Origin of the sequence: Psychrobacter halotolerans, from assembly GCF_039680845.1 — a bacterium.
Classification (GTDB): Bacteria; Pseudomonadota; Gammaproteobacteria; order Pseudomonadales; family Moraxellaceae; genus Psychrobacter.
The window spans coordinates 261184-286934 of sequence record NZ_JBDKWD010000002.1 but is presented as its reverse complement, the minus strand read 5'-3'; the positions used below and the strand labels follow the sequence as shown (position 1 = coordinate 286934).

Below are 25751 nucleotides of genomic sequence, written 5' to 3'. Positions count from 1 at the left end.
AAATGCTCGCTGATAGCGATTAACTATTGGCGAGCATTTTTTAGTTCGATAAGATTTTAGCAGGACTATTTAGAGCGACCAATACCCATATAATCGCCTACCAAGCTATCAACTTGCAAGCGCGTCAATGAATTTTGGGCATCAAATATCGGCATTGCTTGTTGATTGAGCTGATTGATATCCAACTGATCGTTAGAAGACCAGCTTATAATAAAAATCGCTTGTGCTTCATGCAGCTGTTGGTACGGAGTGTTTATCAGTTTAAATAGCGGTTGGTCGCCATAAAGCGTGACCAATTCTGTCTGGGCTTTATCACTATATATCAGCGTACGAATATTATAAGACCATAACAGTGCCAATAGTGGATGGATGGCTGAACCTGCCGTACGTCCAGAGCCGGATTTATAGCTACCGCCCCAAATCATGACCGTTCTATTATCAATAAAACCGTTAAAATACTGCCAAAACTTACGGAAGATAAGCTCTTTTTGGTCTTCATTGATATGCATCACAGACTGCAATAATGGCATGTCTAAACTGTGCGTTTGACTCGACTGCTGCAACTTATCAAGCTCCGTTGGTAAAGTATTACCGCCGAATCCCCACCCAGCTTGTAAGTAGCTGCTACCAACACGCTCATCGAGCCCCATGATATGACTCACCTGTCTGATATCAACTTGTTGGCTGTCCGCTAAACGCGACATCTCGTTCATAAAGCTAACCCTTGTCGCAAGCATTGCCATAATACTACTACGGGCAAATTCTATCGTGGCAATATCGGCACGATGAACAGCGTGAGCATGCTGCGTTAGAGGCTTTAATATCTGTAGATGTTCGCTGCTGTTTGCCGTTTTTTCACCGACTAACCACAGTGATGGGTGTAACATCGAGCTATAAGCGTCGCCATCCTTTAAGAAGACAAAGGGTACATAATACACCCACGCGCGCTGCAAACGCTGAGCCAAAACAGCAACGTGTCCCAGCTTTTCAATACCGCTCATAATCAAAGGCGTTGCTTGCTGCTGACTGTGGTTAAACGCAGTCAGCCAGCTGTCCTCCGCCCAAACCGATTTGATACTGGTTAAAAATACCCAATAAAGCCCCACTGTCATTGGCTCACCGATAGTGCTTTGAGCTTCAAGATCGCGATCGTTTTCACGACTTAATGCTTCATCGTTTGCTGGGTCATGACTTAATGACTGATGGTTTAATGATTCATTGTTTAAAGATTCATAGCGCTGTATAAGCTTGTCAGCCGTGTCTGGCAATGCTTGACTCACAATCATTTGCTGCTGCTCATACAGGTGCCACAATGCTTGCAAATGATGCTCAAAACCATACTGCTGTAACTGCTGAGCCAATATGTCTTTATTGGCATACAAATGGACACGCTGACCCAAACTTGCCAGCACCACCGCACTCGTGATGGCTTCAATACTGTGACCAATAAGCACACAAACGGTAGAATTGCTTAAGTGGTTTGGATCAAAATCTTTATTGGTAGACATTGGTATATCGTTTGCATTTGCGCTCATGAACTTACCTTACCCTGAGGTTAAACGATTAACAAATCACTGATTATTAATAAAGCACTAAGCCCGCTGTTTGATGTGTTGTAGCAACTGATCGGTAGACGTATCAAATTGAGCATCGCTCTCATGTTGCATGGCGTGATGCACAGATTCTGCCATTTGTTTTCCCATCTCAACGCCCCACTGATCAAATGGATTGGTGTCCCAAATGCTTGCCATGACATAGACCTTGTGCTCATAGAGGGCAACAAGTGCCCCTAAACTATGCGGTGTCAGCTCATCTATCAGCAATGTGGTTGATGGCTGATTGCCACGGTAGTATTTGTATTTGTCAGCATCAGCCACTATTTTAGTATCAGCGATGTTGGCAACAGCTGTATTACCAAAAGCCAATACTCGACTTTGTGCCAAACAATTGGCTAACGACAGTTCATGCTGCTGCTGTAAGGGCACGTTTTGCACGTTGTCACTATAACGCCGGACACACGCGATAAAATCGCAAGAAACTTGCTGCGTGCCTTGATGGAGCAATTGGTAAAATGCATGCTGAGCATTTGAGCCAATCTCACCCCACAGAATTGGACAGGTATCGTAATCAATCTTCTTACCGTGACGCGTCACTGACTTACCATTACTCTCCATCTCAAGCTGGGTTAAGTAGCTAGGTAAGTAGCTTAAACGGCCATCATAAGGCAAGACGGTATGGGCATTTACCTGTAAAAAGGTACTGTTCCAAACAGCAAGCAAACCTAACAGTACAGGTAAATTCTCTGAAAAATCAGCCTGAGCAAAATGCTCATCCATACTATGGGCACCGTTTAACAGCGCCTTAAACTTAGGCATACCGATACGAATGGCAATGGCAAGCCCAATCGCTGACCATAAAGAAAAACGACCGCCCACCCAGTCCCAAAGTTGCAACTGGTGATCAGAATGAATCCCCCATACGTTCATTTTCTCTTTATTGGCTGAAATACCAATAAAGTGCCGACGCAATACGCAGTCCTCAGTACCGTCTCGTAGCTTGGCGGTCGTAAGCAGCCATGACAAAGCCGTTTTAGCATTTGATAAGGTATCAACCGTACCAAAAGATTTGGACGAGATGATAAATAAGGTCGTTTCAGGATTCAAATGCTTCAATAAGTTATCGAGTTGAGTCCCATCCATATTGGACACAAAATGTACTTCTATCTCTGTATCTGCCCACTCATCTAAGGTGGTGGTTGCCATCAGTGGTCCAAGATCAGAGCCACCGACCCCGATATTGACCACATCGGTAATGGCTTTACCTGAAAAGCCGCGCCACGTACCGCGACGTACTCGCTCAGACAGTCTTGCTACTTGCGCCAAACTTTGATGTACATCAGCAACTACGTCTTGTCCTTCAAGCGTTAAGGCAGCGGTTTCTGGTAAACGCAGCGCTGTATGTAGCGCTGCTCGCTGCTCGCTGGTATTGACTATAGCACCTTGCATGAGCGCCTCAATCCGTGCTGACAACTCGCAATGCTCTGCTAGCTGCAATAAACTCATCAGTACCTGCTCATCAATACACTGCTTGCTATAATCCATATATAGCGCGCCAGCTTGAGCACTAAAATGGGTGGCACGGTCGTCATCTTGCGCAAATAAGCTTGCCAACGACCATGGCTGCTCGGCAAGCGTTTGCAGTTGTGTCCAATGCTCAGAGCTGCGAGCATTGTTGTATGTGAGCTTATTGTTGATCTCTTCCACAGGCTACTCGTCCTTTGCCAGTTGCCGCTGGGCAAAATAGATAAAGGCTTGCATATAAGAGCGCATGTCGCCTGCATCATAGCTGTCACCGCGCATGGTCGTCACATTGACGCCGTACTCGCTAATGAGCGCATCAATGGCATCAGTCAATTGTATTTCGCCGCCCACAGAGGCTTTGGTATTGGCCAAATAATCAAAGATTTTATTACTAAATACATAACGACCGACCACTGCCAGTTTAGACGGTGCCTCTGCTAAGCTGGGTTTTTCTACAAAACCTGCTACGCCAAAGCTAGCATTAACGCTACCCGATATCTCATCTACATGGCTGGTATCAACAAGTTTGGCGATACCATATTTCTGCACGTCCTCATCAGCAACTTCATTGACCAATATTTGCGAATGACTGTCATTGTTAAAAGCATCAATCATAAACGCTAAATTATCAGAAGATAGATCCGTGGTAAAAGGGTCAAGCACCACGTCTGGTAGCAAGACTGCAAAGTCATGCTCGCCAACGATTGGTTTTGCTGCAAGCACCGCATGACCTAAACCCAACGCTTTTCCCTGACGTATCATGGATACGGTCACATCATCTGGCAGCCAATTCAAGCTATCTGCCAGCTCGTCTTTGCCTTTATGCCGCAGCTGGGTGTCCAGCTCAGCATTGATATCGAAATAGTTTTCAATGGCGCTTTTTTGCGCATGACCGACCAAAACGATGTGCTTAATACCAGCGGCAATCGCTTCTTCGACGACATAATGGATGGCTGGACGATTACCTAGCGGTAATAGCTCTTTTGGCACGGACTTAGACAGCGGTAGCATACGTGTACCGAAGCCTGCGACAGGAATGACAGCGTGGGTTATTTTTTTCATAGTATTTGGGCTGTGTTAGGAGTTAAATGTTTCAAGAGCAAAAAGTTAAACCTAGCTAATTATTGCCTAGTATTTATAACTCAATAAAATCCACAATGTGTTGTAACCATTTATCATAATTGTAATTTTCTAGCACATGATTGCTAGCATAATGCATCATCTCGATTTGTTGTTTGGTATACCCTTTAGATAATTGTGCAAACAACTCATCAGCTTCTTCTTTGCTATTAATGACTTCACACATCCCTTCAAAGCGAGTGCTCACTGATAGACTAGGATTGGTCACAGCTAACCTACCACAAGCCATGATTTCAATTAGACGACGTGAAAACATACTTGGAGAATTGGTCACTGTATTGACATTCAAACAATGAGAATACTGTCTAAATAGTTTACCCGTCTGATCGTAAGGCATAGCAGGATTGATAGTCATATTTAAAAGATTAGGGTAGCGATAAACATCTGACTTACGATCAGAATTGCGATCAACGATAGTCAATCCATAAGGGGCAGCAGCAGTAAAAGCCATGTCTTGCCACTGCTGACGTGTGTTATGAATATGCTGACTATAGCTACCGACAAACAAGCTTTCATTATAACGAGGCGGTAAAATCGTTGGGTAATGGATCTTTGGCTGCACCGCAAATGGTAGCACACCTACTTTAACACTATTGCCCAGTATAGACTGGTAACGCCCTACACAGTTCGCATCGACGGTTAATACATATTTAAACAAGCTTGCAGAATCAATAAAACGGTTGAAATGAGCACCATCTTCTTTATTCCAAAATACTGCCGGAATATTATACTTATCTGCTATTTCTAAGAGTTTACGTAACTCAACGTTATTACGTTCTGGATAATCGGGATAATTAGCTATTCTATAACGCCATTTATCTTTGTGACCACGCCATGCTGATTCTACTAAAATAAAATCAGGTTTACGTTTTCGCCAAAATTGGTACGGTAACTGATTTTCAAGTAACTTGACAGAATCTACCATATTTAAGGATTGGGAGGTCAACTCATCACTGATTAGTGCTAGCTTTAACAAAATATTAGGCCTATATTTTAAGGTTAAAAATTTTCTAGTTTTGTTGCTGGATAATAATGAAGCTAACATAATACTATTAGTATTTCTTTTGGGATTCTATTAGATTATAGTTATTTTGGAGAAACGGTTTGCAAAGACGTCAACTGGGGAAAGGCTTATTAAGTTTTGCGCTATTAGCCAATAGTGTCTATATAAAGCCTTCGTTCGCTATGCAAAATTCGCTGTCTGTCAGACAGTTTGGCGCAGTTGCTGACGGAATTACAGATGATAGCAAAGCTGTACAAGCGGCTTTTAATCAAGCTGCCATAACAAAGCAGTCTCTTTTTTTTCCTTCTGGGATTTATCTAGTCTCAGGTATAGATATAAAAGGGGTTTCTTTTTTTGGTCACAAAGCTTGTATTATGAGTAATCAAGATACTAATCATCGTTACCTCATGTTTGACTCTTCAACGAACGCTATCGAAATATCAGATATTGTGTTCGATGGTAAGACCACGGTTCAGTCCAATAAATCCTATCAAGTCGCTTTAAGGTTCGAAAACAACAAGCAAATTGAGTTAAATAATATAGATGCACACAATTTTAAAAACAACGTGGCCATATTTGAACAAGGAACTTCACACAATGTAGTACGAGGTGGCATTATTCAAGACTGCCAAAGTAGTAATGTTTACTCTTTCAAAGGGCAATACAATCAAGTATATGGTGTCAGTTTTTCGCATTGTAAAGATCATGTTATCAGGTTTGGACGCTTCAACTCCGACAAGGATAAAGACTCAGGTCGTTATAACTTAGTCGATGCTTGTGTCTTTGAACAAGTTGGTAATGACGCTATTTTATATGAGCTTAATTCTGGTAAGGGAATTATCAAAGGATGCATCGGTCATCACATTCGCTCACTTGTGAAAGCAGAAACGTCATCAGAAGCTGAACTACCGGAGCAAAAATCCCGTGATATTCATGTCTTAAATAATTATATTGATCAAACCATCGAAGAGAAAGGTGCTTGCATCAAGCTTAATGGAGCAGAACATTGTATGGTGGCTAATAACACAGTCATCGGTTTTTATGATGGGATCTCAGCTGGTTCTGCGAGTATTATATCTGACAATATTATCCGTGATACTGAACATGTTGCTATACGCTGTAATGGTAATCATATGATTGTTAAAAGCAACCAAATTATAAAGGCAGCCTACGGATGTATGGCTAATAAAACGGAGTTCAATTACTTAACCATCACTGATAATCACCTACAACACTGTAAAGAGTATGCGATTTCGCTAGCTTCCTCTAACAATATTATTAAAAATAACATTATTACCAACTCGAAAGTAGCTGTTAGACTGGCTGACAAAGCTGAGCATAATAACATTACTAACAATACAGGCACAAACAACGATAGGAATATTAGAAAAGGGAATACTACTAATACTTTTAATGGAAATTTTAATTAGTTACTTAGTTTGATAAACCAACCTAAAAGAGCTTTATTATGGTAACAGTGTCATTGTCTATTGACGCAGAATTAGCTTTAGAAAGAATTCATAGAGCGATGAGTAATCGTCAGCCAATAAAAGAAAAGTTCGAACTTTCCACTGGCTATGCAATCAATATCCATATTGAAGATTACAGTAAGCCGCTGCTATTTACCTTTGACAATCGCCAAATAGCCGAACATATGGAGGAAACGACTTTTGAATGTAGAAAAGGCTGGGGCTACGATTACATTGTGGGTAAAGGCTGGAATGTATGTGCTTTTCTAGAATCTGACTATACACGTTGGTATCGTCATCCATCTTTCATTGCTCTAATGCAATACATCGAGTCAAAAGGCTTGTTTAAAAATTATGCATCGAAAAAGATAACTTATGGCAGTTCAATGGGTGGATATGCAGCAGCTACTTATACAAAAGCATTGTCCGCTGATATGAGTATCCTGTTCAATCCTTTTTCAACATTAAACGCGAATCTTGCTCCTTGGGAGACCCGAGGAATTTACGCGTTATATAATGATTGGACTAATGAGTACCATGACGCAACTGATGGATGTCAAGCAACTAATAACTATATTATCTACGACCCAACGTTTCAGTTGGACTATCTTCAAGCCAATCGTTTCGTCAAAAACTGCCGTCAAACAACACAGATTAAAGTACCCGGTGTAGGTCATGGTATACCTGGCCATTTATCTAAAATCGGTGCTTTAGATTTGGTAGTTAGTAGTATTGTGACAGACCATTATCTTTCGTCTGAATCAGAAATTTTTGAGGCATTAAAAAAACGGCGTAACTATATAGGCTATCACCGATTTATGTTAAATCGTAATCCGCAAATGACCGAGGCTAGAAAACAGATTGTTATGAAACACTGCTTAAACATGCTACGCAAAAAATATCCTGAACCTAGACATGCTTCTTTTTTCTATAGAGATGCGAGTGACCTTTATGCTTTTTATGATCGACAGACGGCTTTAACGTTTATAAAAAAAGCAGCCACGCTAAAGCCTGACTGCCCTAAAATAGATAAAAGATTAAATGCCCTTTTAATAGCTGTTTAGAAAATCGGATAAAAAGAGCTGTTTTTGGTTACCCATGTTAAAGACAGCTCTTTGCAAATTTATCCAATTATTATACAGTTTCTGGATATTTTTCTTTTAACTGAGTAAGCTTATTTAAGTCACCAGCTCTCATATAGGCCTGATAGCTGTTTTGAACCACTGTATTAGAGGTATCTAACTCAAGCGCTTTACTAGCAAATACTGACTCAATACTTGTTCCTTCTTCTGCAATAGCACCAATCGTACGACTCGCTCTAATAAGTAACACAGCCTTAGTCCTATTATTAAAGCGAATGTCGTTCTCTATAGCAGCAATCAAAGTATCAACACCATAACGACGATATAAGCGCTTAAAATAAGTTTTTTGTTCTGAAACATCTTCTATTGGCATAGTTTCAGGGTACTCTTTGATATTATTTATTACTTTTTGCTGTTGATACTGTTCCTGATAGTCTGCTATCAGAGATTCGATATTAACAGAGTCTTCAAAACCGTCAACTAATTGCTGCTTGATTATAGAGTACTGTTCGTGAGGCTCTAAAGACTGCTCCTGATAATAGTAGTGCAGATACGACAGACACTTTAGAGCTGAATCAGTATCACCCAGTTCAATATGAAGTAAGCCTGCCATGCGATAAACACTCTCGTGTCTACTTAAATCAAAAGCAATATCTGGTAAATAGCCTAATCTTCCGTCCGCTGATTTTTTAGCTAATTCGCGACCAGCTTTTAACAAATTATATGCTTGAACTCTTGGATTTTTTTCATCGATATTTTGATTGAGATAAGTTATTAACCCGTAAATACCAGAATCTTGGAAGTTAGACAATAATTCTGAACTCATTATTGAACCCCTTTGCTATTAATAATACCTTTCACTGAGTCTTCTAGGAATATTGGATAGTGACCAGCCAACTCTTCATGAGTATTGTAATCACCAAAATCCCATTCCACATTGCTTATTTCTAACGTATCAACCCATTTCATAAAAGGAACAGCATGTTCAATGTAGTGTGGCTCCCCCTTACCAACATGTATTCTAGTATTAGGAAATGGCTTTTCAGCTTTTTCTAATACTTTATACATAAGGTTATTGGCGTATTCTTTTTTAGTCTCATTTTCTTCACCAAAAATCCCTCTAAATATAGGAGATCTGATAGAAGCATCTGAGTACACACACAAATAATCTCCAAGCATCGTTTGTGGACCACCAACTACAATATGGCCAGCTCCAAACTTATAACCATGGTATAACCCTGCATAACCACCTTTACTTGATCCAATAAATATTGTATTAGCTTTAGGAATATTTAAAGCTAGAACGTAAGCGCTTATTAGACTCTGTACTAAATTATCTACTGCTATAGGATTATTTTCATTTAAATAGTAACTTGAATGTGTATTTTCGTCAGTTCCATACCCATCTTTAATATATAATCTATGGGCATCAATATGTGCTATTGTTCTTATATAATTATATTTGGGAATTGCTTGTATAGCTTGGAAACAAACTACCAAATAGTTACTTGGATTTTGAGAAGGATAGAATGCATACTTTAAACCGCTTTCGTCTGCGATCTCTGGAATTAAATAACGATAACCGTCCCCTAAATCTGTCCATCTTTTAGTATCTGAATCAAGTTTTTGATATTTATACTTATAGTTATAATGGCTTTCTAGTTCGTCGTGGTTTAAAACAAACACTTCGCGCGATTCTAACACCTTTAAGAAACTAAATTCATTCTTCACATTATCATGTATAACTAGTCTGACTTTTTCATCCAATTCTTTCTCTAGATAAGGATTAAAGGTAAACTCGCCAATAAGTTTCATTTCTTTCTCCAAAAATTAATTTTTATTTAAGTGTATATTTTACTTTAAACTCTAAATCTTCTTCTCTAAGCAATGAAAACTCATGTACGCCAATATCATCTACCCAAGTAAAATATAACTTCCTACCTGATGTATTAGCAAAGTTATCTTCTAATTTCTTTTCACAAATACTATTAAAGCTAAACAACGTAGCAAATGAACTAGTATTAACTTTAGACTGACTAAAATTAATAGAATCCGAAGGTATAAACTCTCGCTCTGCTGGTGAAAACCAACCTTGTAATCTTGGCTTTTCTACCCCACGCATGACTTCAGATCCTTGAACGCCATTGAGCAGACTTGTCACATGTAGCTCAGTATTACTATCTAGTTTAGTATAGTAAGCATCTTCCAATTTGATAAGTTTAAGTCCTGGATCAAAATTGAACCATTGCTTGACATCATGGATATCATCCAAATTATCTTTGAACCAATCAAATACAATTAGCCATTGATTAGGCATGTATATCAGCACCCTTGCATGTCTAATACTCTTATTGTGCTTACATTCCGTTTCAAGTACTGTGAGACCATTTAGATATTGTTTGGATCTTTTAGTTGCGCTTCCATAAGGTTTTACCCCCTTACGCATGTAATCTTTACCATCAAACTCTAGTGTGTTGTGCGCGCGTGTAGACTCGCAATATAACCTGCTAGGGTGAGTATACCAGTAACCTTGTGACCATAGCTCTGTACCCATTTCAGCTTTACCGATATAACCATATCGACCTGCATCTATTAAGATATTATACCCACGGTCATACCATATGAAACTCAAATCATCTGCATGCTTGTGAGTACGAGAATGAAAAGCTGCCGTTTGTGCAAGATAGCTGTATTTATCATAACCCAAGTCTTTGACAGAATTACTATTACGTACAATAAAATAACCTGCTTCTTTAAACTCTTTTAGCTCATTGCTTCCTAGCGTCCCTGCTTCTCCATTCGTTGTGACAAACTTCATCATTGGCGTTTGCCATTTTCTTTCAGCAGCTGAGCTTTTTATACGCATTAAACGCCAATCAGAGTCACCGAAATTAGCGATATGTTGATTGGGTAGTATAAACCAAGACAGAGCTTCTTCTATCTTATAGGTGAATGACAAAATTTCTTCGTCTTTTATTAAATCTGCTTTTATTACACCGATCAATGTATCGTAAACCATGCGATGGTAGTCTGGAGAATGCTCACGATGGACACCATCTTCTGTAAACTGCTGATTTAACATGATTTTGAATCGTGATATACCTTGCTCTAATGCAAATGCCATTACAGGAGACGTTTCTTTGAATCGTCTCCCCATAGCAATTTGTCCAGCAGCTTGGTAATAACCATGATTATTATGAAAAGTTATATTACTATCTAAATTTAAGTAAGCTTGATGAGCTAAGATACCACTCCATAGCTTTTTACTAATCAAATCATCCTTTTCTACATTTTGTGTATATGCGTCATATATATAAGATAGCCTATAAGCTCTTAAACCTACTGCCATATCGTACCAAGCGAAATCTGTACTATTTTCATAGTTGACTGGAATATTCGCCTCTATATTTACATACTGATCTATCCAATCTAAAGCTATATTTAATGCTGGCTTAAATATTCTATCTTCTGGAGCCTTATCATAGGCATACAATAAGATATCTATCATATCCCAAGAATGAATATAAAAGTTCCATGAGCGCTCATCTTGTGAACTAAGCGCCCATGGTATTGAATTATTTATATCTATGAATGGATAGTTCCTACGTGACCAACCTTTTTCAAGAATGTCATATGCTTCTAGAGTCGCTTCTTCTTTCGACTTTTTTCTACTTGTCAGATTTTCATAAGGAATTTTCATAAGAAGTTATCTATAGTATAGTGATTAAGCAGAAGTATTTAAAATACGACCAATTATTAAAGACGCCTTTTCAGCCGTACGCTGCCAAGTACGTTCATTCTCAACGAATATACGTCCTGCCTCACCATAGCCTAGCCACTTCTCTGGATGATCAAGTAAATATTGAAGCTGCAATACCAAATCATCTGTATTACCACGCTCGAAGACACGACCGTTCACATCATGAGTTATCATTTCTGTTAAAGCTTTGTTGCTTGATACTAACACCGCCTTTTTCATCGAAAGTGCTTCTAGTGTTTTCATAGGAGGGACTATCTCGCACACTGGCCATGCTTTACGAGGGAACGGAGCAATATCGATCAGCGAATAATAGCGTTCAACTTGTTCAAAAGGTATTCTGCCTGGCATAATCAGCCAGTCCATAAAGCCTACATCTTGGGCAATCTGTTCTACTTGATTGATGATACTCCCTTTACTCTGCCCTGTCGCATCCTCATTACCAACTATCAATAATCTAAACTCATAGCCCAACTGCTTAAGCTTAGAGCAAGCAAAAGCAAGATCATCAAGTCCTTCATAACTCACCAATGTGCCAACATAGCCTATAACGGGCACATCTAAGGGTATATTAAGTTCAGCTGCTAATTCTGCATCTTTCGATATAGGATTGAAACGTTCAATATTACATGAGTTAGGTAATAGAGTGATCCGTCCTTGAGTTTGCACACCTCTGGATTCTAGTTCATCCACCATGCCTTGCGTAAGGGTAAATACATGATCGGCATTTTCTGCAACAACCGCTTCTAGGCGCTTTTCTACTTCGAACATAGGGTCCTGCTCAAATTCAGGATATTTTGAGAGTCGAGTAATTTCCCAAAAGCCTCGTATCTCATAAATAAATGGGATACCAAGAGCACGCGCTGCAAACATAGCTGGCAATCCATCTAAATGATTTGATGCAGCTATAATGAGTGCAGGTCTATCTACCTCAAAAGCCTGCTTATAGCTATCGACCGCTTTTAGTATATATTCGTAGTTTGAGTATTCACGGCGAGAAGGCGATAGTAAACGCTTATATACTACATCATCTATCTGATCAGCTGGTGCTACATCTTCTACTTGGACTTGACTAATATCATGCGGGTAACCAGGCCTAGTGGTAGCATAAATGTCTATTCCCTGACCTCTTAGCGCCGTTAGTAGTCCATGACCTCGAGTGGCATAACCTCCGCTAGAATACGGTAAGCTATTATGAATGACATAACAGACTCGACCAGCAATTGGTTGATAAGCTATCTCAGTATTGAACTCAGGTACTTGACTGGTTAATGTCAATAAATGCTCTGGAGTAGACCACAGTAACTTACGCTGCCGTTGTGTCGGGTCATTACCAGCAATAACTCGCAATAATTTAATTATTTCTTTTAACTTATCGTATTGAAGAGTACGCTGGTACGCAAAATAAACATTACGTAATGTACTTTCGTTTTTATCAAGGCTATAAGCATATGAGGCTAGCAGATTAGTATCGCGCTCAAAATCTTTCGGACGAGAGTTTGTATAACTACGTACTACTTTAGCCGCTTTTAGTGCAAGTGTGGCCTTAGCTTTATTACTCAGTGTTTCACTATCTATAAGCTTTATAAGACCATCAGCCCCATCTTTATTTAATATAGTGAGGACATATTCTTCAGTATACTTGTCCTTAGGTAGCTTAATATGTTCAGAAGCTATTTCAGTGTGTTGTTTACTACCACTTTTTACTATATTAATCGACTTACCATTTAGCTCAATTTTCTTTATATTCTTTTCAAGCGTGGACAGTAAACTCTCTTTAAGTTTAGCTATTTTCTCATCTTCAACTTGATATTTTTTTTGAAGTTTTATGATTGCTTGGTTGGCTTCTACAATACTACCAGTATTTATACATATACCAGCATGAGTCATTAATGTATATCTATCTTCATAAAGAGATAGAGCAATTTTACTCAAGACTTGTAAATTAGATTTTACGAAGCCGTTGCTTTTTGCATGATTTATTAGCTGGATATATAGACGAGATTTATACTTGTTATCTAAACCCATATATCTTGCTTCAAAGAAGGCAATTAAACTAGATAAGTCATTTCTCAACAAAAGAATTAGACTGTCTTCAAGAAATTCAGTATCTGAACCTTTTAGGAAATTTTCTTTCGATTTTTCTAAAAGTACTGAGTCAAATAATTTTTCTTCTTTTACTGAATATTTATTCCCCAAATCATCTAAATAAAAGAATTTTACAGAAATATTCCTACTGGTGGGGATTGTTTTAAAAGTAAAAACACTTTCCAAAATATAACTTGATTTTTCAATAAGCATTTGGTTTGCATATAAATAAAAGGCATAACGTATACCTTCTACTTTTTCAGTATTTGCAACAATTAGCCCATTTTCTTCGCTAATAGCTCTGCCCAAACTTTCTATCTGGGCTTCAAATGCTTCATTTTTCAAGTTTATTCCTTCCATTTTTAGGCTCTAATATAATATGTGACTACTCAACAAAAAATAGGGTAATTTTAATCTTGAAATAAAGACATAAAACATAACTAATTTCATCGGAAGATCTAAAATACTTTCTACCTTTCTTAAAATTAGGGTTTTTTTAGATGCCAAAAAAATATGATACATTTAAAAAATCTACTTAATCTGGTATTTCTTCTACTTTAAGTAGATAGCTTGAGTATGAACTTTAGTCCTCTTCGCTATGCTATGCTATGCTATGCTATGCTATCTAAATAAAAAACTATTTATTTCTAGTAAAGTATTCTTATTTAAAATTAATATTAAATCGTCTTATGATTATTTACTAATGACAGTATTTTTTAAAACAAACCAGTTGCAATAATAGTAGATATTGGAATACCTTCTTTAGCGCTAGCGAACTTCCCATTAACTATAGCCTTATCTAAAGCTATAGAAGCTTTATTAATAAAATCTTCATTCCATAATTCTTTTACTAGTTTAGTATTACAAGCTCTATCAAAATCCTCCTTCAAGTATTTAAACACTACACTCTTAGAACTTTTTGAATTGATATCTTTTTCAACAGACTGTCCTACAAAGATGGAGCCTTTTTTTATGGAAATATTAGAATTAACTCTAATCAGTTGATCAAAGTTTTCTTTTACAGGTGCCTTTTTAGGATCATCATAAGGCAAATTCAATAAATCATCAGTAAGATTTATCAGATCATATAGAACTTGAAGATTTTGGATTTTTTTAGAATTATCTTTTTTTGCTATATTGGCTAGGTATTTAGAACTTAAAGGATTGAAACTAACACGATACTGTGGAGATAAGCCTGTATGAAATCGATTTCTGAAATGTCTATAATGGAGAATTAAAGGATCTATCTCTTTACCACATTGATCTAGATCTTGTATACGTAATAATGTTTCATATAAATTAATAGCAAAGCCTAATTGAAGATTTTTTTTATTTAGTTTACTACATAAAAGTCTAACAAAATCCTTATAGTTATTAGTATTAGGCCGCTTGGTATAGAAAGGACGGTAGTTCTCACCACCACCTCCTCCTATTTTAACTTTCTTATAGTCGATTTCAGATTCAGGAAAGTATATTGGCTGATAAAGCCCTAAGCATGTGTTTTTCCAAGTTAAATAATTATCTTCATCACTTAAATATTTTACTTTATAAACAGAGTTTCCTTTACGGTTAAGTTCGTAACCATAATAAGATGATATTTTGTCGGCTATCTTAATATCTATGTCACTTCCGTTAGTTAAATAACTTGATAGCCTATAGTCAGAGTTATTGGAAGAGTCAATATTGTTGTAAGCAAGATGAGATAGTGAAAATACAGCGCGAGAATCCAACCCTCCTGTCAATGCTTGTTGTATTAATACATTTTCACATGACATTAGGGTTGAGAACCTAGAAGCCCACATATTAGCAAAGTTTAGTATTATTTCATCATAGTTAATAATATCTACTTCTTTATCTTGGACTTTTTCAATGCTCAGGTTATTTTTTCCTATTGTAAGCACGGTATTGATTGGAAGTATACTGATTTCTTTAACAATAGTGTCAAATGTCATAGGTTGTTGGGCTGCAGAAATCTCTATAGACAACATTAACAAAGATTCGAGATTAGGGGTAATTTGAATAGAGTGTTTAGTTAAATGCTCAATCATTAAAACTATAGAATTTGAAACCACCCAAACTCCCAAGTTTTTATCGTGAAAATATAGTATTTTCTTATATCCTGCACTATCTGATCCTATTACAAAATTTTCTGCAACTTTCTTTGCTAAGATATAACAACCATCCTCCCCAAAAGAAATATCTTTACCAGTAGCTTTTAGATACTCATCCGCCCCTGACTGTCCGAATATAAAATTCTCTTTATCGAAACAATAACCTTGGAAAAATTCATCTGGATTTTTCTCAAAACTAGATAGAAGATATGTAGCATTATTTTGCATTTTATTCCCAAACTAAAAATTAAGGGTTGCTATGATTAGATTAACCAAATAATAAAGATAAGCTTAATCACCATCTCCATAAGTATTCTTGATACCGGTTTACAGTCTAATAGGTTTAATCGTTTATATAAGAATATAAGTTAAAGTTTTTCGTTATAATTTGGTCTTTAATCAAAGATATAGTCGGTTCTACTAGGAGTTTTTGACTAAGTATAAACCTAGTCAATATTGTAGTTTTCTTATCCAAAATAGTAGATATTCTTAGAGTAGAAGTTGGTTCATATTGAAGATAGCTTTTAGAAACCCATCCAATAAGTTTTCCGTTTGATTCGTAACCTTTATATGTGTGATAATTTATTTGATTATTTGAACATTGAGAGGTTATTTCTGTCATAAGCTTTTTGTTAGTTTGTACAAGAACTTTCTCTTCTTTTATAACGACCTCTGTATCAGTGTCAAAATGCCACCATTGATTTACGTTTCTCAGGCTATCGCTTCTTTTATTAATAAGTATATCAATGACATATAGTTCTTCTTTAGGTTTATATACTAAAATCCTTTCATGAATATACTGGTTCACTTTATGATCCACTTTACCTTTTAATACCCAAAAACCATCAATATATTTTGGTTCTTGTGCAATCGCACTTCCATAGGTATAGTTTTGGCTACGAGTGGTGCTTTGTTCGTCAACCTCAATAGTATTGTGAGAGGATGTACTCAAAAAATATTCTCGATACTTATCCTTATGATATCCATATTTACCAGAATCGATTAATAAATCTACCCCATTTTCTTGTAGAATCAAAGAAAGATCATCACTATGTTTATGGTGATGGCTATAAAATGATCCTTGAAAAAACAAGAATGATGATTTTTTTACTGGGGTTGTTTCACATGATCTGATAATTGCATAGCCATCTACTTTTGCACCGATATATTTGTCAAATTTCACATGTGGCCAGCTCTCTAGCTTAGGTAGTTTACTGATAGCTGAACCAGTGTGTGAGTCACCGATAGGCACGCATTTATTGTTAGGAAAAACTAACCATGCCTTTGCCAGCTCTCCTTGCTTAAGTAGATTTAAAATAGCCGCATCTAGGTCATTCCACCAAGGTGAATTAACCATTTTTATTAATCTTTTATGGGTAAAAAAATGATAGTCAGGTGAATTTTCTGTATGCACCCCATGTTGCCCTAGTTGAGAAGTAATTAGCTTTCCCATTTGCTCATTAGCATAAGCTCTTATGTTTTCAATAGAGTATGCGTCCTTATTACAACTTGCTAAAACATAAACTAGGCTTTTAAGCCCATGTAACTGGAACAACCCATGATTACCAGAATTAAGTTCTTTCGGATTACTAAGATGCCTTAAATGTTCGTGAAAAAAGTAATCTAAATCCAAAATTTGATGATCCACACCTTTTTCATAACAATATTTCAAGTAAAGACTGATTTTAAGCGCCCGTAGACCTACTGACATGTCATACCATAGCCATTCACTTGTATTATTTTTTTCGAAATATATCCAGTCATTAATAATTTTAGCTATATAGTCCAAATCTTCGATATTGTTTCGGTTAAAATAAGGCTCTAACATTCTCCAAGCATGTAGTTGATACATCCAATTTCTATCATCAAATGGATCAAATGACCAGTCTATAGGTACAGTCAGAACATATGGAACGCTATCTTTCCTAGGTTTAAAACCTTCTTTTTCATATAGCTGAATAGATTCGACCGTAGAAATTATTATCTCACTGTCATTTAAAGACACTTTCTCAAGGTTAGACCTTAAAAAGGAATATCTAAAATCTTCTTTAATTATAACTGGGTAGTACCTTGATTTTTTCACTGAAGGTTTTTCTATACTTCTAAAAAACACTTTAACTCTCAAATCAACAGCATCTTTTTTTGGAAGATAGAATATATGGCTATTGTTATATTTGTAGTCACTTTTATACATTATTTGATCATTAGAATATAGATAACATGCACACTCTATGTTTTCATTTTTTTCCTTTGGTAAAACCTTCACATCGATTTTTAACCCATCATAACTAATGTCTACCATAGCTGAGTTGCTAATTTCTATAACTTCTGCCATTTCCATTACTTGTCTCATTATTAGCTATAAGCGTCTAACATCAATTGGTCTTTGATAGTCTCAGTCGTTTTGACCCAATTTCGCTCTTGCTCAACCCAAACCCGTCCATTTTCGCCCAAAGTATGTCTCAAACCCTTGTTATCAATCAATAATTGCAACTTATCCGCAAGGTCGTTAATGTTACCTTTTTCGAACACCAACCCCGTTTCTTCTTCAACCACCATCTCTTTTAATGCTTGAACACTAGAGACTAAGACAGCTTTTTTCATAGCCAATGCTTCTAAAGGCTTCATTGGAGAAACTAGTTCGCATACTGGTTGGGGTTTTCGAGGAAAAGGCGCAATATCTATGAGTGAGTAATAGCTCTCAACTTCATCAAAAGGTATACGTCCTGGCATGATTAACCAATCAGCAAAACCGTAGCTAGTAGCAATTTCGCTAATCTTAGCAGTGATAGGACCTACTTCTTGACCCGAAGCATTTTCATTACCAACTAATAGTAGTCTGAATTGTACACCTTTCATTTTAAGTAGAGCACAAGCCTCTGCTAGGTTATCTAATCCTTCATACTGTACAAAAGTTCCTATATAACCAATCACAGGGACATTATTTGGAATTTTAAGTTCTTTCACCAATTCCATATCACGTTCTTTTGGAATAAAGTTTTCTGGTGAACATGAATTAGGAACCAGTGAAATACTTTCGCTTTCCACTCCTCTTTTTACTAATTCGTTAATCATTGGTTGTGTCAGGGTGAAAACGTGATCAGCATGTTTCGCTGCCAAAGTCTCAAGCAGAACTTGTACAGTGTAAGCAGGTTTTTTTTCAAATTCAGGCTCACGTGAAACGCGAGTAATTTCCCATAAACCACGTACTTCATAATAGAATGGAATCCCCAATCTCTTTGCTGCTATCAGACTGGGAATAGCTGTAATATGATTAGATGCTGCTATAACGTATTGAGGCTGGTATTCTAGAAACCGTTTTTCTAGTACATTTGCGGCTTCTAACATGTAGTCATAAGGCGTCATCCCTCTGCGAGATATCGATAGAGAACGTATATATTTGTACCCATCTATTGATTCGACTTCTGGTACATCTTCAACGCTTAGCTCATCTTTAATATCTAACGGGAAACCTGGACGATTAATAACGACTACTTCAAATCCATGACTTCTTAGTCCTTCACTTACTCCAAAAGCTCTAGTAGCGTAGCCACCAGAGGAATAGGGGAAACTATTATGAAGAACATACGCTACTCTCTTCGGAATAGCGTCTATTTTAGTTTGAGGTTCGCTCACGATCTCGCTTTCTATCAACAAGCTATAGGCAGGAGACTTATATATTTTTTCTAATAAAGACTTTTGTTTGTCGTCTGAAGACTTCTCTAAAATAGGAACAAGTTTTCTTAAAACTATTGCTGTATTACCAAAATCTTGACTTCTTTGATAAGCCCATAAACTGGCTCTTAGCGTCTTTTCGCTTTGATCTATTTTCAAAGCTTCTTCACAGAAGTATGTTTCTAGGTCTTTATCGTGAGCGGATAAGACTTTTGAAACTTTAATGAATAAAAAAGCTCTATCAGTTTTTTTCATATAAGAGGATTTTGACTTTATAAACTGGGCAAGCTTTTCTTTACCGTACTTAAAGTAAAACTCTAAAACTGATTCAGAAAATTTATCAGCATTATAATCCAATAGATTTTCTTCATAAGAAACATCGTAACCTTCTAGCTTATTTATTTTTTTCTCAGATATAAGATAATTTAGTTTTTTCGTGAATAAATCCACTAATTCGAAATACTCTTTATCCTTCGTTCTATTTCCCTCTTTAAGGAGCATTTCTATTATCACTTCTAATTGATCTAAATCTCTTAGATGGTAGTTACTCCATGCGTACGCTTTTAGATTTCTTTTATTAGATTTTAACTTAACAGACATGCCCATTAAGGTTTTATAAAGGTTAATATCCCGCTCTTTAACCGTCAGTGCATTGTCATACACTATATTAGATTTTTCTTTATTTGAAACATCGTACCATTCCAAAAACTCTGTGACGCCCAATAATCCATGCTTTTTATGTACGGTTATTAGCACTTTATCAAGTGGACTAGACTTAAGAATTTGTTCGTAATTTAACTTCGGTTTTTTCCGAGTCTGACGGCTTTTAGCATCTTTTCTCAAATGATATAACTTCAAAGGTAACGTTAACGCTCCTTCAACCGTTTTAGCATCAATCAACGCTTTACCTAAGCGGTAAGATATCGTTTGATACTCATTTTTAGCCGTCTCTTTATTTTTCATTTGTATTACTCTTAAGTCTAGTATTGTTTTTAAATAATGCCTACAGCGTCAATAACTGCCACACTACTTTTCAGGGGCTCCTTCTTGAATTCGTTATGTGCAACTAAAATAGCAACAACATCTGCTACCTTCATAGCGTCATCTAAAGAGGAAAGCTTACCTGACTCTAAGGCTGTTGGTAGTTTATCAATATTAGGCTCAACCAGCAAAATGTTAGCGGATTGATTTTCAAGCATTTTCTTAGCAATATTGACTGCAGGACTTTCACGCAAATCGTCAATATCTGGTTTGAACGCTAAACCTAATAATGCTACGGTTGGTTTCTCAACACCTTCAGACTTTAGACGATTAATTTCAACATTAATCTTTTCAATAACCCAGTTAGGTTTATTATCATTTATTTCACGAGCCGCTCGAATGATTTTAGCTTCTTCAGGATTTTGATTCACAATGAACCAAGGATCTACTGCGATACAATGACCACCTACCCCTGCACCTGGTTGAAGAATATTAACTCGTGGATGATGATTGGCCAGCTCAATCAGCTCCCACACATTGATATCTAGCTTGTCTGAGATAATAGAGAGTTCATTGGCAAAAGCGATACTTACATCACGAGATGCATTTTCTGTTAGTTTAGCCATTTCAGCGGTACGAGAGTTAGTTTCTAGCAGCTCTCCTTCTACGAAAATACGATAAACTTCTTGTGCCTTTTTAGTTGATTCTTTAGTCATACCACCAATAATACGATCATTTGAAATGAGTTCTTCAATAACTTTACCTGGTAATACACGCTCAGGACAATAAGCAACAAAAATATCAGCTTCAACGTCGGGCTCGTGATATTTAGGGAAAGTCAAGTCAGAGCGCTCTTCCGCTAGCCATTCGACCATTTTCTCAGTAGCGCCTACTGGAGAAGTTGACTCTAAGATTACAACATCGCCTTTTTCTAGTAATGGTGCTAACGCTTTACTGACAGATCGGATATAAGACAGGTCAGGCTCATGATCATCGCCTTTAAAAGGTGTGGGTACTGCAATGAGGTAAGCATCGGAGTGTACTGGCGTTAAGCTAGCTTTGAGCTTATTGTTATCCACAGCCTTTTTAACGATTGCTTCTAGACCCGGCTCTATAATATGAATTTTACCTTGATTAATCGTCTCTACAGCGTGAGGATTGACATCAACCCCAACAACATTAGCCCCATGATGAGCAAACATCGCTGCTGTAGGTAGACCAATATAACCTAAACCGAACACACAAATATTTTTCATTATTACCTCATTGAATATATATAATTATTTTGAAGAGTCTTTTTCACTAAAAAAATTGACGATTGTGTCCGCAATATACTGTGAAGCTTTACCGTCACCATACGGATTATGAGCCTCACTCATTTTTAGATACAAAGCCTCATTCTCGATTAAGTTGCTAACCTCAGTAACGATAGTCGCATGATGAGTGCCAACTAACTTAACTGTACCCGCGTCAACTGCCTCTTGACGTTCAGTGGTTTCACGCATGACTAGTACTGGAATACCAAGCGAAGGCGCTTCTTCTTGAATACCGCCTGAGTCCGTCAAAATAATGTGACTGGTACTCATTAAATAAACAAACGGAAGATAATCTTGTGGTTCAATCAATTTAACATTATTAAGACCTTGAAGTAGGCGTTCTACTGGTTCTTTAACATTAGGGTTGAGATGAACAGGATAAACGAACTCATAATCAGAATATTTTTGCGCAAGTTCTCGAATCGCTTGGCAGATTGACTCAAAACCACCACCAAAATTTTCTCGACGATGACCTGTAATTAATACACGACGTTTTGTAAAGTCTAACTCAGAAAATTGACGTTGTAACTGGTTTCTTAATGATTCATCGTTTTCGAGCTTTTCTTTAACATCCAACAAAGCATCAACTACTGTATTACCAGTAACGTAAATGAACTCAGGATTATTGTGCTCATCGTATAAATGCTGAGCCGCTGTTTTAGTAGGTGCAAAATGCAGTTTGGTGATAATACTGGTGAGTTGTCTATTGGCTTCTTCTGGCCAAGGAGAATAAATATTATAAGTCCGTAATCCAGACTCTACATGACCAATAGGAATCTGTTGATAAAAAGCAGCTTGAGCCCCGCATAATGTAGTTGAGGTATCGCCGTGGACTAGTACGAGATCTGGCTTACAATCTTCAAGGATGGGCTCGAGAGCGAGTAACATTCTTGAACTAGCCTGAGTTAAACTCTGTCCTGACTTCATGATATCTAAATCATAATCTGGTCTTATTTCAAATAACGCTAACACTTGATCAAGCATTTCACGGTGCTGAGCTGTCACACAAACTAAAGATTCAATATCTGGATTAGCATCTAGTGCTTTTACTACTGGAGCCATCTTAATTGCTTCAGGGCGTGTGCCAAATATACTGAGTACTCTTATCATAAATACCTCTTGTAAATGTTCATTTATTTTTAGAATAAATTATACACTTATAACTATAGCGTTTAAAATTTATACCTTTCTAACGCAACCTCTCCTCATACATTTTAGTAAAGGGTGACGGTGCTTACCAAACAAGTAGCCTTCTTGCTCGAGTAGAACTGGTATGACAGTTGGGAATATTGTTCCTGTAAGAGATAACCTTATCTCATGATGTTTAAATAAGCACCTATCGGTTCTAGTATAAAGGCCTTATCATTAAACTAGAGATTAACAGGTAAAATTTACTAAAACTTGCTTATCTGGGCAGAAGTATATAGGTTTTTATCTAAGAGATTTTAGATACCTTTGTGATGCTCTTCTTACTAAACTCAAGATATCATTCGATGGCATTAGAAAACAAGTGAATAGATTTGTAAATACCTAGCTAAGCTATATTGATAATACAACTTATGTTCGTAAGTATTATTGTATAAATAGCTTTAATCTATGTATCCAACAATTTTTAGAGAGATACCAATACACAAAAAAACACCCCATTGTAGGGGTGTCTTTGTTTCATTTCAATAAAGTTTTAGTATTTAAACTGTAGACATTTACCTAGCCTACATTAACATTACCAACCAGTAACTTCTTTTAGCTTGTCACCAAGTTTAGATGGATCGCGGGTATACGCGATGCCAGCATCTTCAAAGGCTTTGAATTTCTCTTCAGCAGTCCCTTGACCACCAGAGATGATCGCGCCCGCATGACCCATACGCTTACCTTCAGGAGCAGTGACACCAGCGATGTAACCAACAACTGGCTTAGTGACATGGTCTTTGATGTAAGCAGCCGCTTCTTCTTCAGCAGTACCACCGATTTCACCGATTAGGATAATCGCTTCAGTCTGTGGATCGTCTTGGAACAATTTCAATGCATCAATCTGGTTCATACCAGGGATTGGGTCGCCGCCAATACCGATACAAGTAGACTGACCAAAACCAAGCTTAGTCGTTTGCGCAACGGCTTCATAAGTCAATGTACCAGAGCGTGAGATGATACCCACTTTACCTGGCTGATGGATATGACCTGGCATGATGCCAATTTTGCATTGACCTGGGGTGATAACACCTGGGCAGTTAGGGCCAACCAAACGTACATCGCCTGCTGCTTCAAGATAGCGCTTGGCTTTTAGCATATCGATAGTTGGAACGCCTTCAGTGATCACAACGATCAATTTAACGCCTGCATCGATGGCTTCGATGATAGAATCTAGTACAAATGGGGCTGGTACATAGATAACAGAAGCGTCAGCTTGAGTTGCTTCCATGGCTTCCGCCATTGTATTAAATACTGGTAGACCGAGGTGAGTTTGACCACCTTTGCCTGGCGTAACACCACCAACAACTTTCGTACCGTATTCAATGGCTTGTTCAGAATGAAACGTACCGTTTTTACCAGTAAAACCTTGTACCAATACTTTGGTATCTTTATCGATTAATACACTCATTATGTTTTCCTTTATTCGGTTGTCTTGTGATAGCAGCTTAATGGAGAAATGAACTATTCATTAGTAACAATTTATTTTTATACCAAAAAACCGCTATTACGCTTTGACTACTAGGCTTAAGCAACTATGTTTATAGATTTACGCTTTAACAGCATCGACAATTTTTTGAGCTGCGTCAGATAGACCTTGAGCTGAAATCAATTTCAGACCAGATTCTTCTAGAATTTGCGCGCCTTTCTCAGCGTTGTTACCTTCTAGACGAACAACCACAGGTACTTTTACGTCAACTTCTTTGATCGCAGCGATAATGGCTTCTGCAATCATGTCACAACGTACGATACCGCCGAAGATGTTGATAAGAACACCTTCAACACTGCTGTCTTCTAAAATGATTTTGAACGCTTCAACAACGCGATCTTTGGTTGCGCCGCCGCCAACGTCCAAGAAGTTAGCAGGCTTGCCGCCGTACAATTTGATGATATCCATGGTCGCCATGGCAAGACCAGCACCGTTAACCATACAACCGATGTTACCTTCTAGAGCAACGTAGTTTAGATCAAATTCAGCGGCCTTAAGCTCACGCTCGTTTTCTTGCGTTTTGTCTTGTAGCGCTGCGATTTTTGGCAGACGATAAAGGGCATTTGAATCGATACCGATTTTGCCATCAACACAAACGATTTCGCCATTTTCACGAACGGCCAATGGGTTGATTTCCATCAAAGCAAAGTCATTTTCAACAAATGCTTTATAAGCGCCAGTCATCAACTTAACGAACTGGTTGATTTGCTTGCCTTCTAAGCCTAGTTTGAACGCGACGTCACGTGCTTGGAAAGGCAATAGACCAACTAAAGGATCTACATTTACTTTGAAGATTTTTTCTGGCGTGTTGTGAGCCACTTCTTCAATGTCAACACCACCTTCGGTTGATGCCATGAAAGTCACACGACGAGTCGCACGATCAACCACTGCGCCAAGATATAGCTCAGTTTGTACTGGGTACATATCTTCTGCAACCAATACGAAGTTCACTGGCTGGCCATCAGCGTCGGTTTGGAACGTTACTAGGTTAGTACCGATAAGCTCTTCTGCAACTTGCTTGGCTTCTTCACGAGTTTTAACCAGTTTTACACCGCCCGCTTTACCACGGCCGCCTGCATGTACTTGCGCTTTGATGACCGCAATGTCAGTTGGCGTTTTATCAAAAGCCGCGGCAGCTTCGTCGCCGTTATGGGCAATGATGCCTTCTTGAATAGGCAGTCCGTAGCTTTTTAATAGCTCTTTTGCTTGATACTCATGTAGATTCATTGATTGTATCCTTTATTTTTTACAATTAATAAAAAGTGAAAACAAGTACACGCGGACTGATGTCCGGCGCACTTATGATGATAACGATGACTTGATATAGCCACGCTACCATCAGGTTATAAGTCGGTACTTATTACAATAACTA

Annotated in this window: 17 protein-coding genes; 2 read left to right on the top strand and 15 right to left on the bottom strand. The window is 37.6% G+C overall.

The features are described 5' to 3' along the window. Positions 1-65: 65 nt before the first annotated feature. The 4 genes from AAJP47_RS04880 to AAJP47_RS04865 all read right to left on the bottom strand — a co-directional run bounded on the left by AAJP47_RS04880 (position 66) and on the right by AAJP47_RS04865 (position 5265). A complete protein-coding gene (locus AAJP47_RS04880; RefSeq protein ID WP_346716784.1) occupies positions 66-1535 on the bottom strand; it encodes a UDP-glucose/GDP-mannose dehydrogenase family protein in 1470 nt (489 codons plus the stop codon). Positions 1536-1592: 57 nt separating this feature from the next. Then, complete coding sequence (gene pgi / locus AAJP47_RS04875) at positions 1593-3263, bottom strand: glucose-6-phosphate isomerase (RefSeq protein WP_497198684.1); 1671 nt, start codon at positions 3261-3263, stop codon at positions 1593-1595. Positions 3264-3266: 3 nt separating this feature from the next. Further along, positions 3267-4142 carry a UTP--glucose-1-phosphate uridylyltransferase gene (locus AAJP47_RS04870; protein ID WP_346716783.1) on the bottom strand — a complete coding sequence of 292 codons (876 nt, stop codon included), beginning with the start codon at positions 4140-4142 and terminating at the stop codon, positions 3267-3269. A 73-nt stretch (positions 4143-4215) separates the two neighbouring features. Then, positions 4216-5265, bottom strand: coding sequence for a CgeB family protein (locus tag AAJP47_RS04865; protein ID WP_346716782.1), 1050 nt, complete (start codon positions 5263-5265; stop codon positions 4216-4218). A gap of 59 nt (positions 5266-5324) precedes the next feature. On the opposite strand from AAJP47_RS04865, the gene AAJP47_RS04860 reads away from it, so the two are divergent. Both AAJP47_RS04860 and AAJP47_RS04855 read left to right on the top strand, forming a co-directional pair. Next, the gene (locus AAJP47_RS04860; protein ID WP_346716781.1) at positions 5325-6653 is read left to right on the top strand and encodes a NosD domain-containing protein; all 1329 of its coding nucleotides are present in this window, start codon (positions 5325-5327) and stop codon (positions 6651-6653) included. Between the two features lie 38 nt (positions 6654-6691). Continuing rightward, complete coding sequence (locus AAJP47_RS04855) at positions 6692-7756, top strand: hypothetical protein (RefSeq protein ID WP_346716780.1); 1065 nt, start codon at positions 6692-6694, stop codon at positions 7754-7756. A gap of 70 nt (positions 7757-7826) precedes the next feature. On the opposite strand, the gene AAJP47_RS04850 is transcribed toward AAJP47_RS04855, so the two are convergent. The 11 genes from AAJP47_RS04850 to sucC form a co-directional block, all read right to left on the bottom strand. Next, complete coding sequence (locus tag AAJP47_RS04850) at positions 7827-8600, bottom strand: hypothetical protein (protein ID WP_346716779.1); 774 nt, start codon at positions 8598-8600, stop codon at positions 7827-7829. Further along, positions 8600-9589, bottom strand: a complete 990-nt coding sequence (locus AAJP47_RS04845; RefSeq protein WP_346716778.1) for a hypothetical protein — start codon at positions 9587-9589, stop codon at positions 8600-8602. The genes AAJP47_RS04850 and AAJP47_RS04845 overlap by 1 nt, the downstream gene beginning before the upstream one ends. A gap of 22 nt (positions 9590-9611) precedes the next feature. Next, positions 9612-11474 (bottom strand): heparinase II/III domain-containing protein, encoded by a 1863-nt coding sequence (locus AAJP47_RS04840; RefSeq protein WP_346716777.1) that lies wholly within the window; start codon positions 11472-11474, stop codon positions 9612-9614. Positions 11475-11498: 24 nt separating this feature from the next. Beyond that, positions 11499-13964: a glycosyltransferase family 4 protein gene (locus AAJP47_RS04835; protein WP_346716776.1), complete on the bottom strand. Its 2466-nt coding sequence runs from the start codon at positions 13962-13964 to the stop codon at positions 11499-11501. 371 nt (positions 13965-14335) lie between these two features. After that, positions 14336-15958: a hypothetical protein gene (locus AAJP47_RS04830; RefSeq protein ID WP_346716775.1), complete on the bottom strand. Its 1623-nt coding sequence runs from the start codon at positions 15956-15958 to the stop codon at positions 14336-14338. 115 nt (positions 15959-16073) lie between these two features. Next, entirely contained in the window at positions 16074-18071 is a 1998-nt protein-coding gene (locus AAJP47_RS04825) for a heparinase II/III family protein (RefSeq protein WP_346716774.1), read from the bottom strand. Between the two features lie 14 nt (positions 18072-18085). Then, a complete protein-coding gene (locus tag AAJP47_RS04820) occupies positions 18086-20368 on the bottom strand; it encodes a glycosyltransferase family 4 protein (protein WP_346716773.1) in 2283 nt (760 codons plus the stop codon). Positions 20369-20397: 29 nt separating this feature from the next. Next, positions 20398-21642: a UDP-N-acetyl-D-mannosamine dehydrogenase gene (gene wecC / locus AAJP47_RS04815; RefSeq protein WP_346716772.1), complete on the bottom strand. Its 1245-nt coding sequence runs from the start codon at positions 21640-21642 to the stop codon at positions 20398-20400. A gap of 24 nt (positions 21643-21666) precedes the next feature. After that, the gene (gene wecB / locus AAJP47_RS04810) at positions 21667-22812 is read right to left on the bottom strand and encodes a non-hydrolyzing UDP-N-acetylglucosamine 2-epimerase (RefSeq protein ID WP_346716771.1); all 1146 of its coding nucleotides are present in this window, start codon (positions 22810-22812) and stop codon (positions 21667-21669) included. Positions 22813-23425: 613 nt separating this feature from the next. Continuing rightward, a complete protein-coding gene (sucD, locus tag AAJP47_RS04805) occupies positions 23426-24301 on the bottom strand; it encodes a succinate--CoA ligase subunit alpha (RefSeq protein ID WP_346716770.1) in 876 nt (291 codons plus the stop codon). A 138-nt stretch (positions 24302-24439) separates the two neighbouring features. Continuing rightward, positions 24440-25606 carry an ADP-forming succinate--CoA ligase subunit beta gene (gene sucC / locus AAJP47_RS04800; RefSeq protein WP_062843560.1) on the bottom strand — a complete coding sequence of 389 codons (1167 nt, stop codon included), beginning with the start codon at positions 25604-25606 and terminating at the stop codon, positions 24440-24442. Positions 25607-25751: the final 145 nt, after the last annotated feature.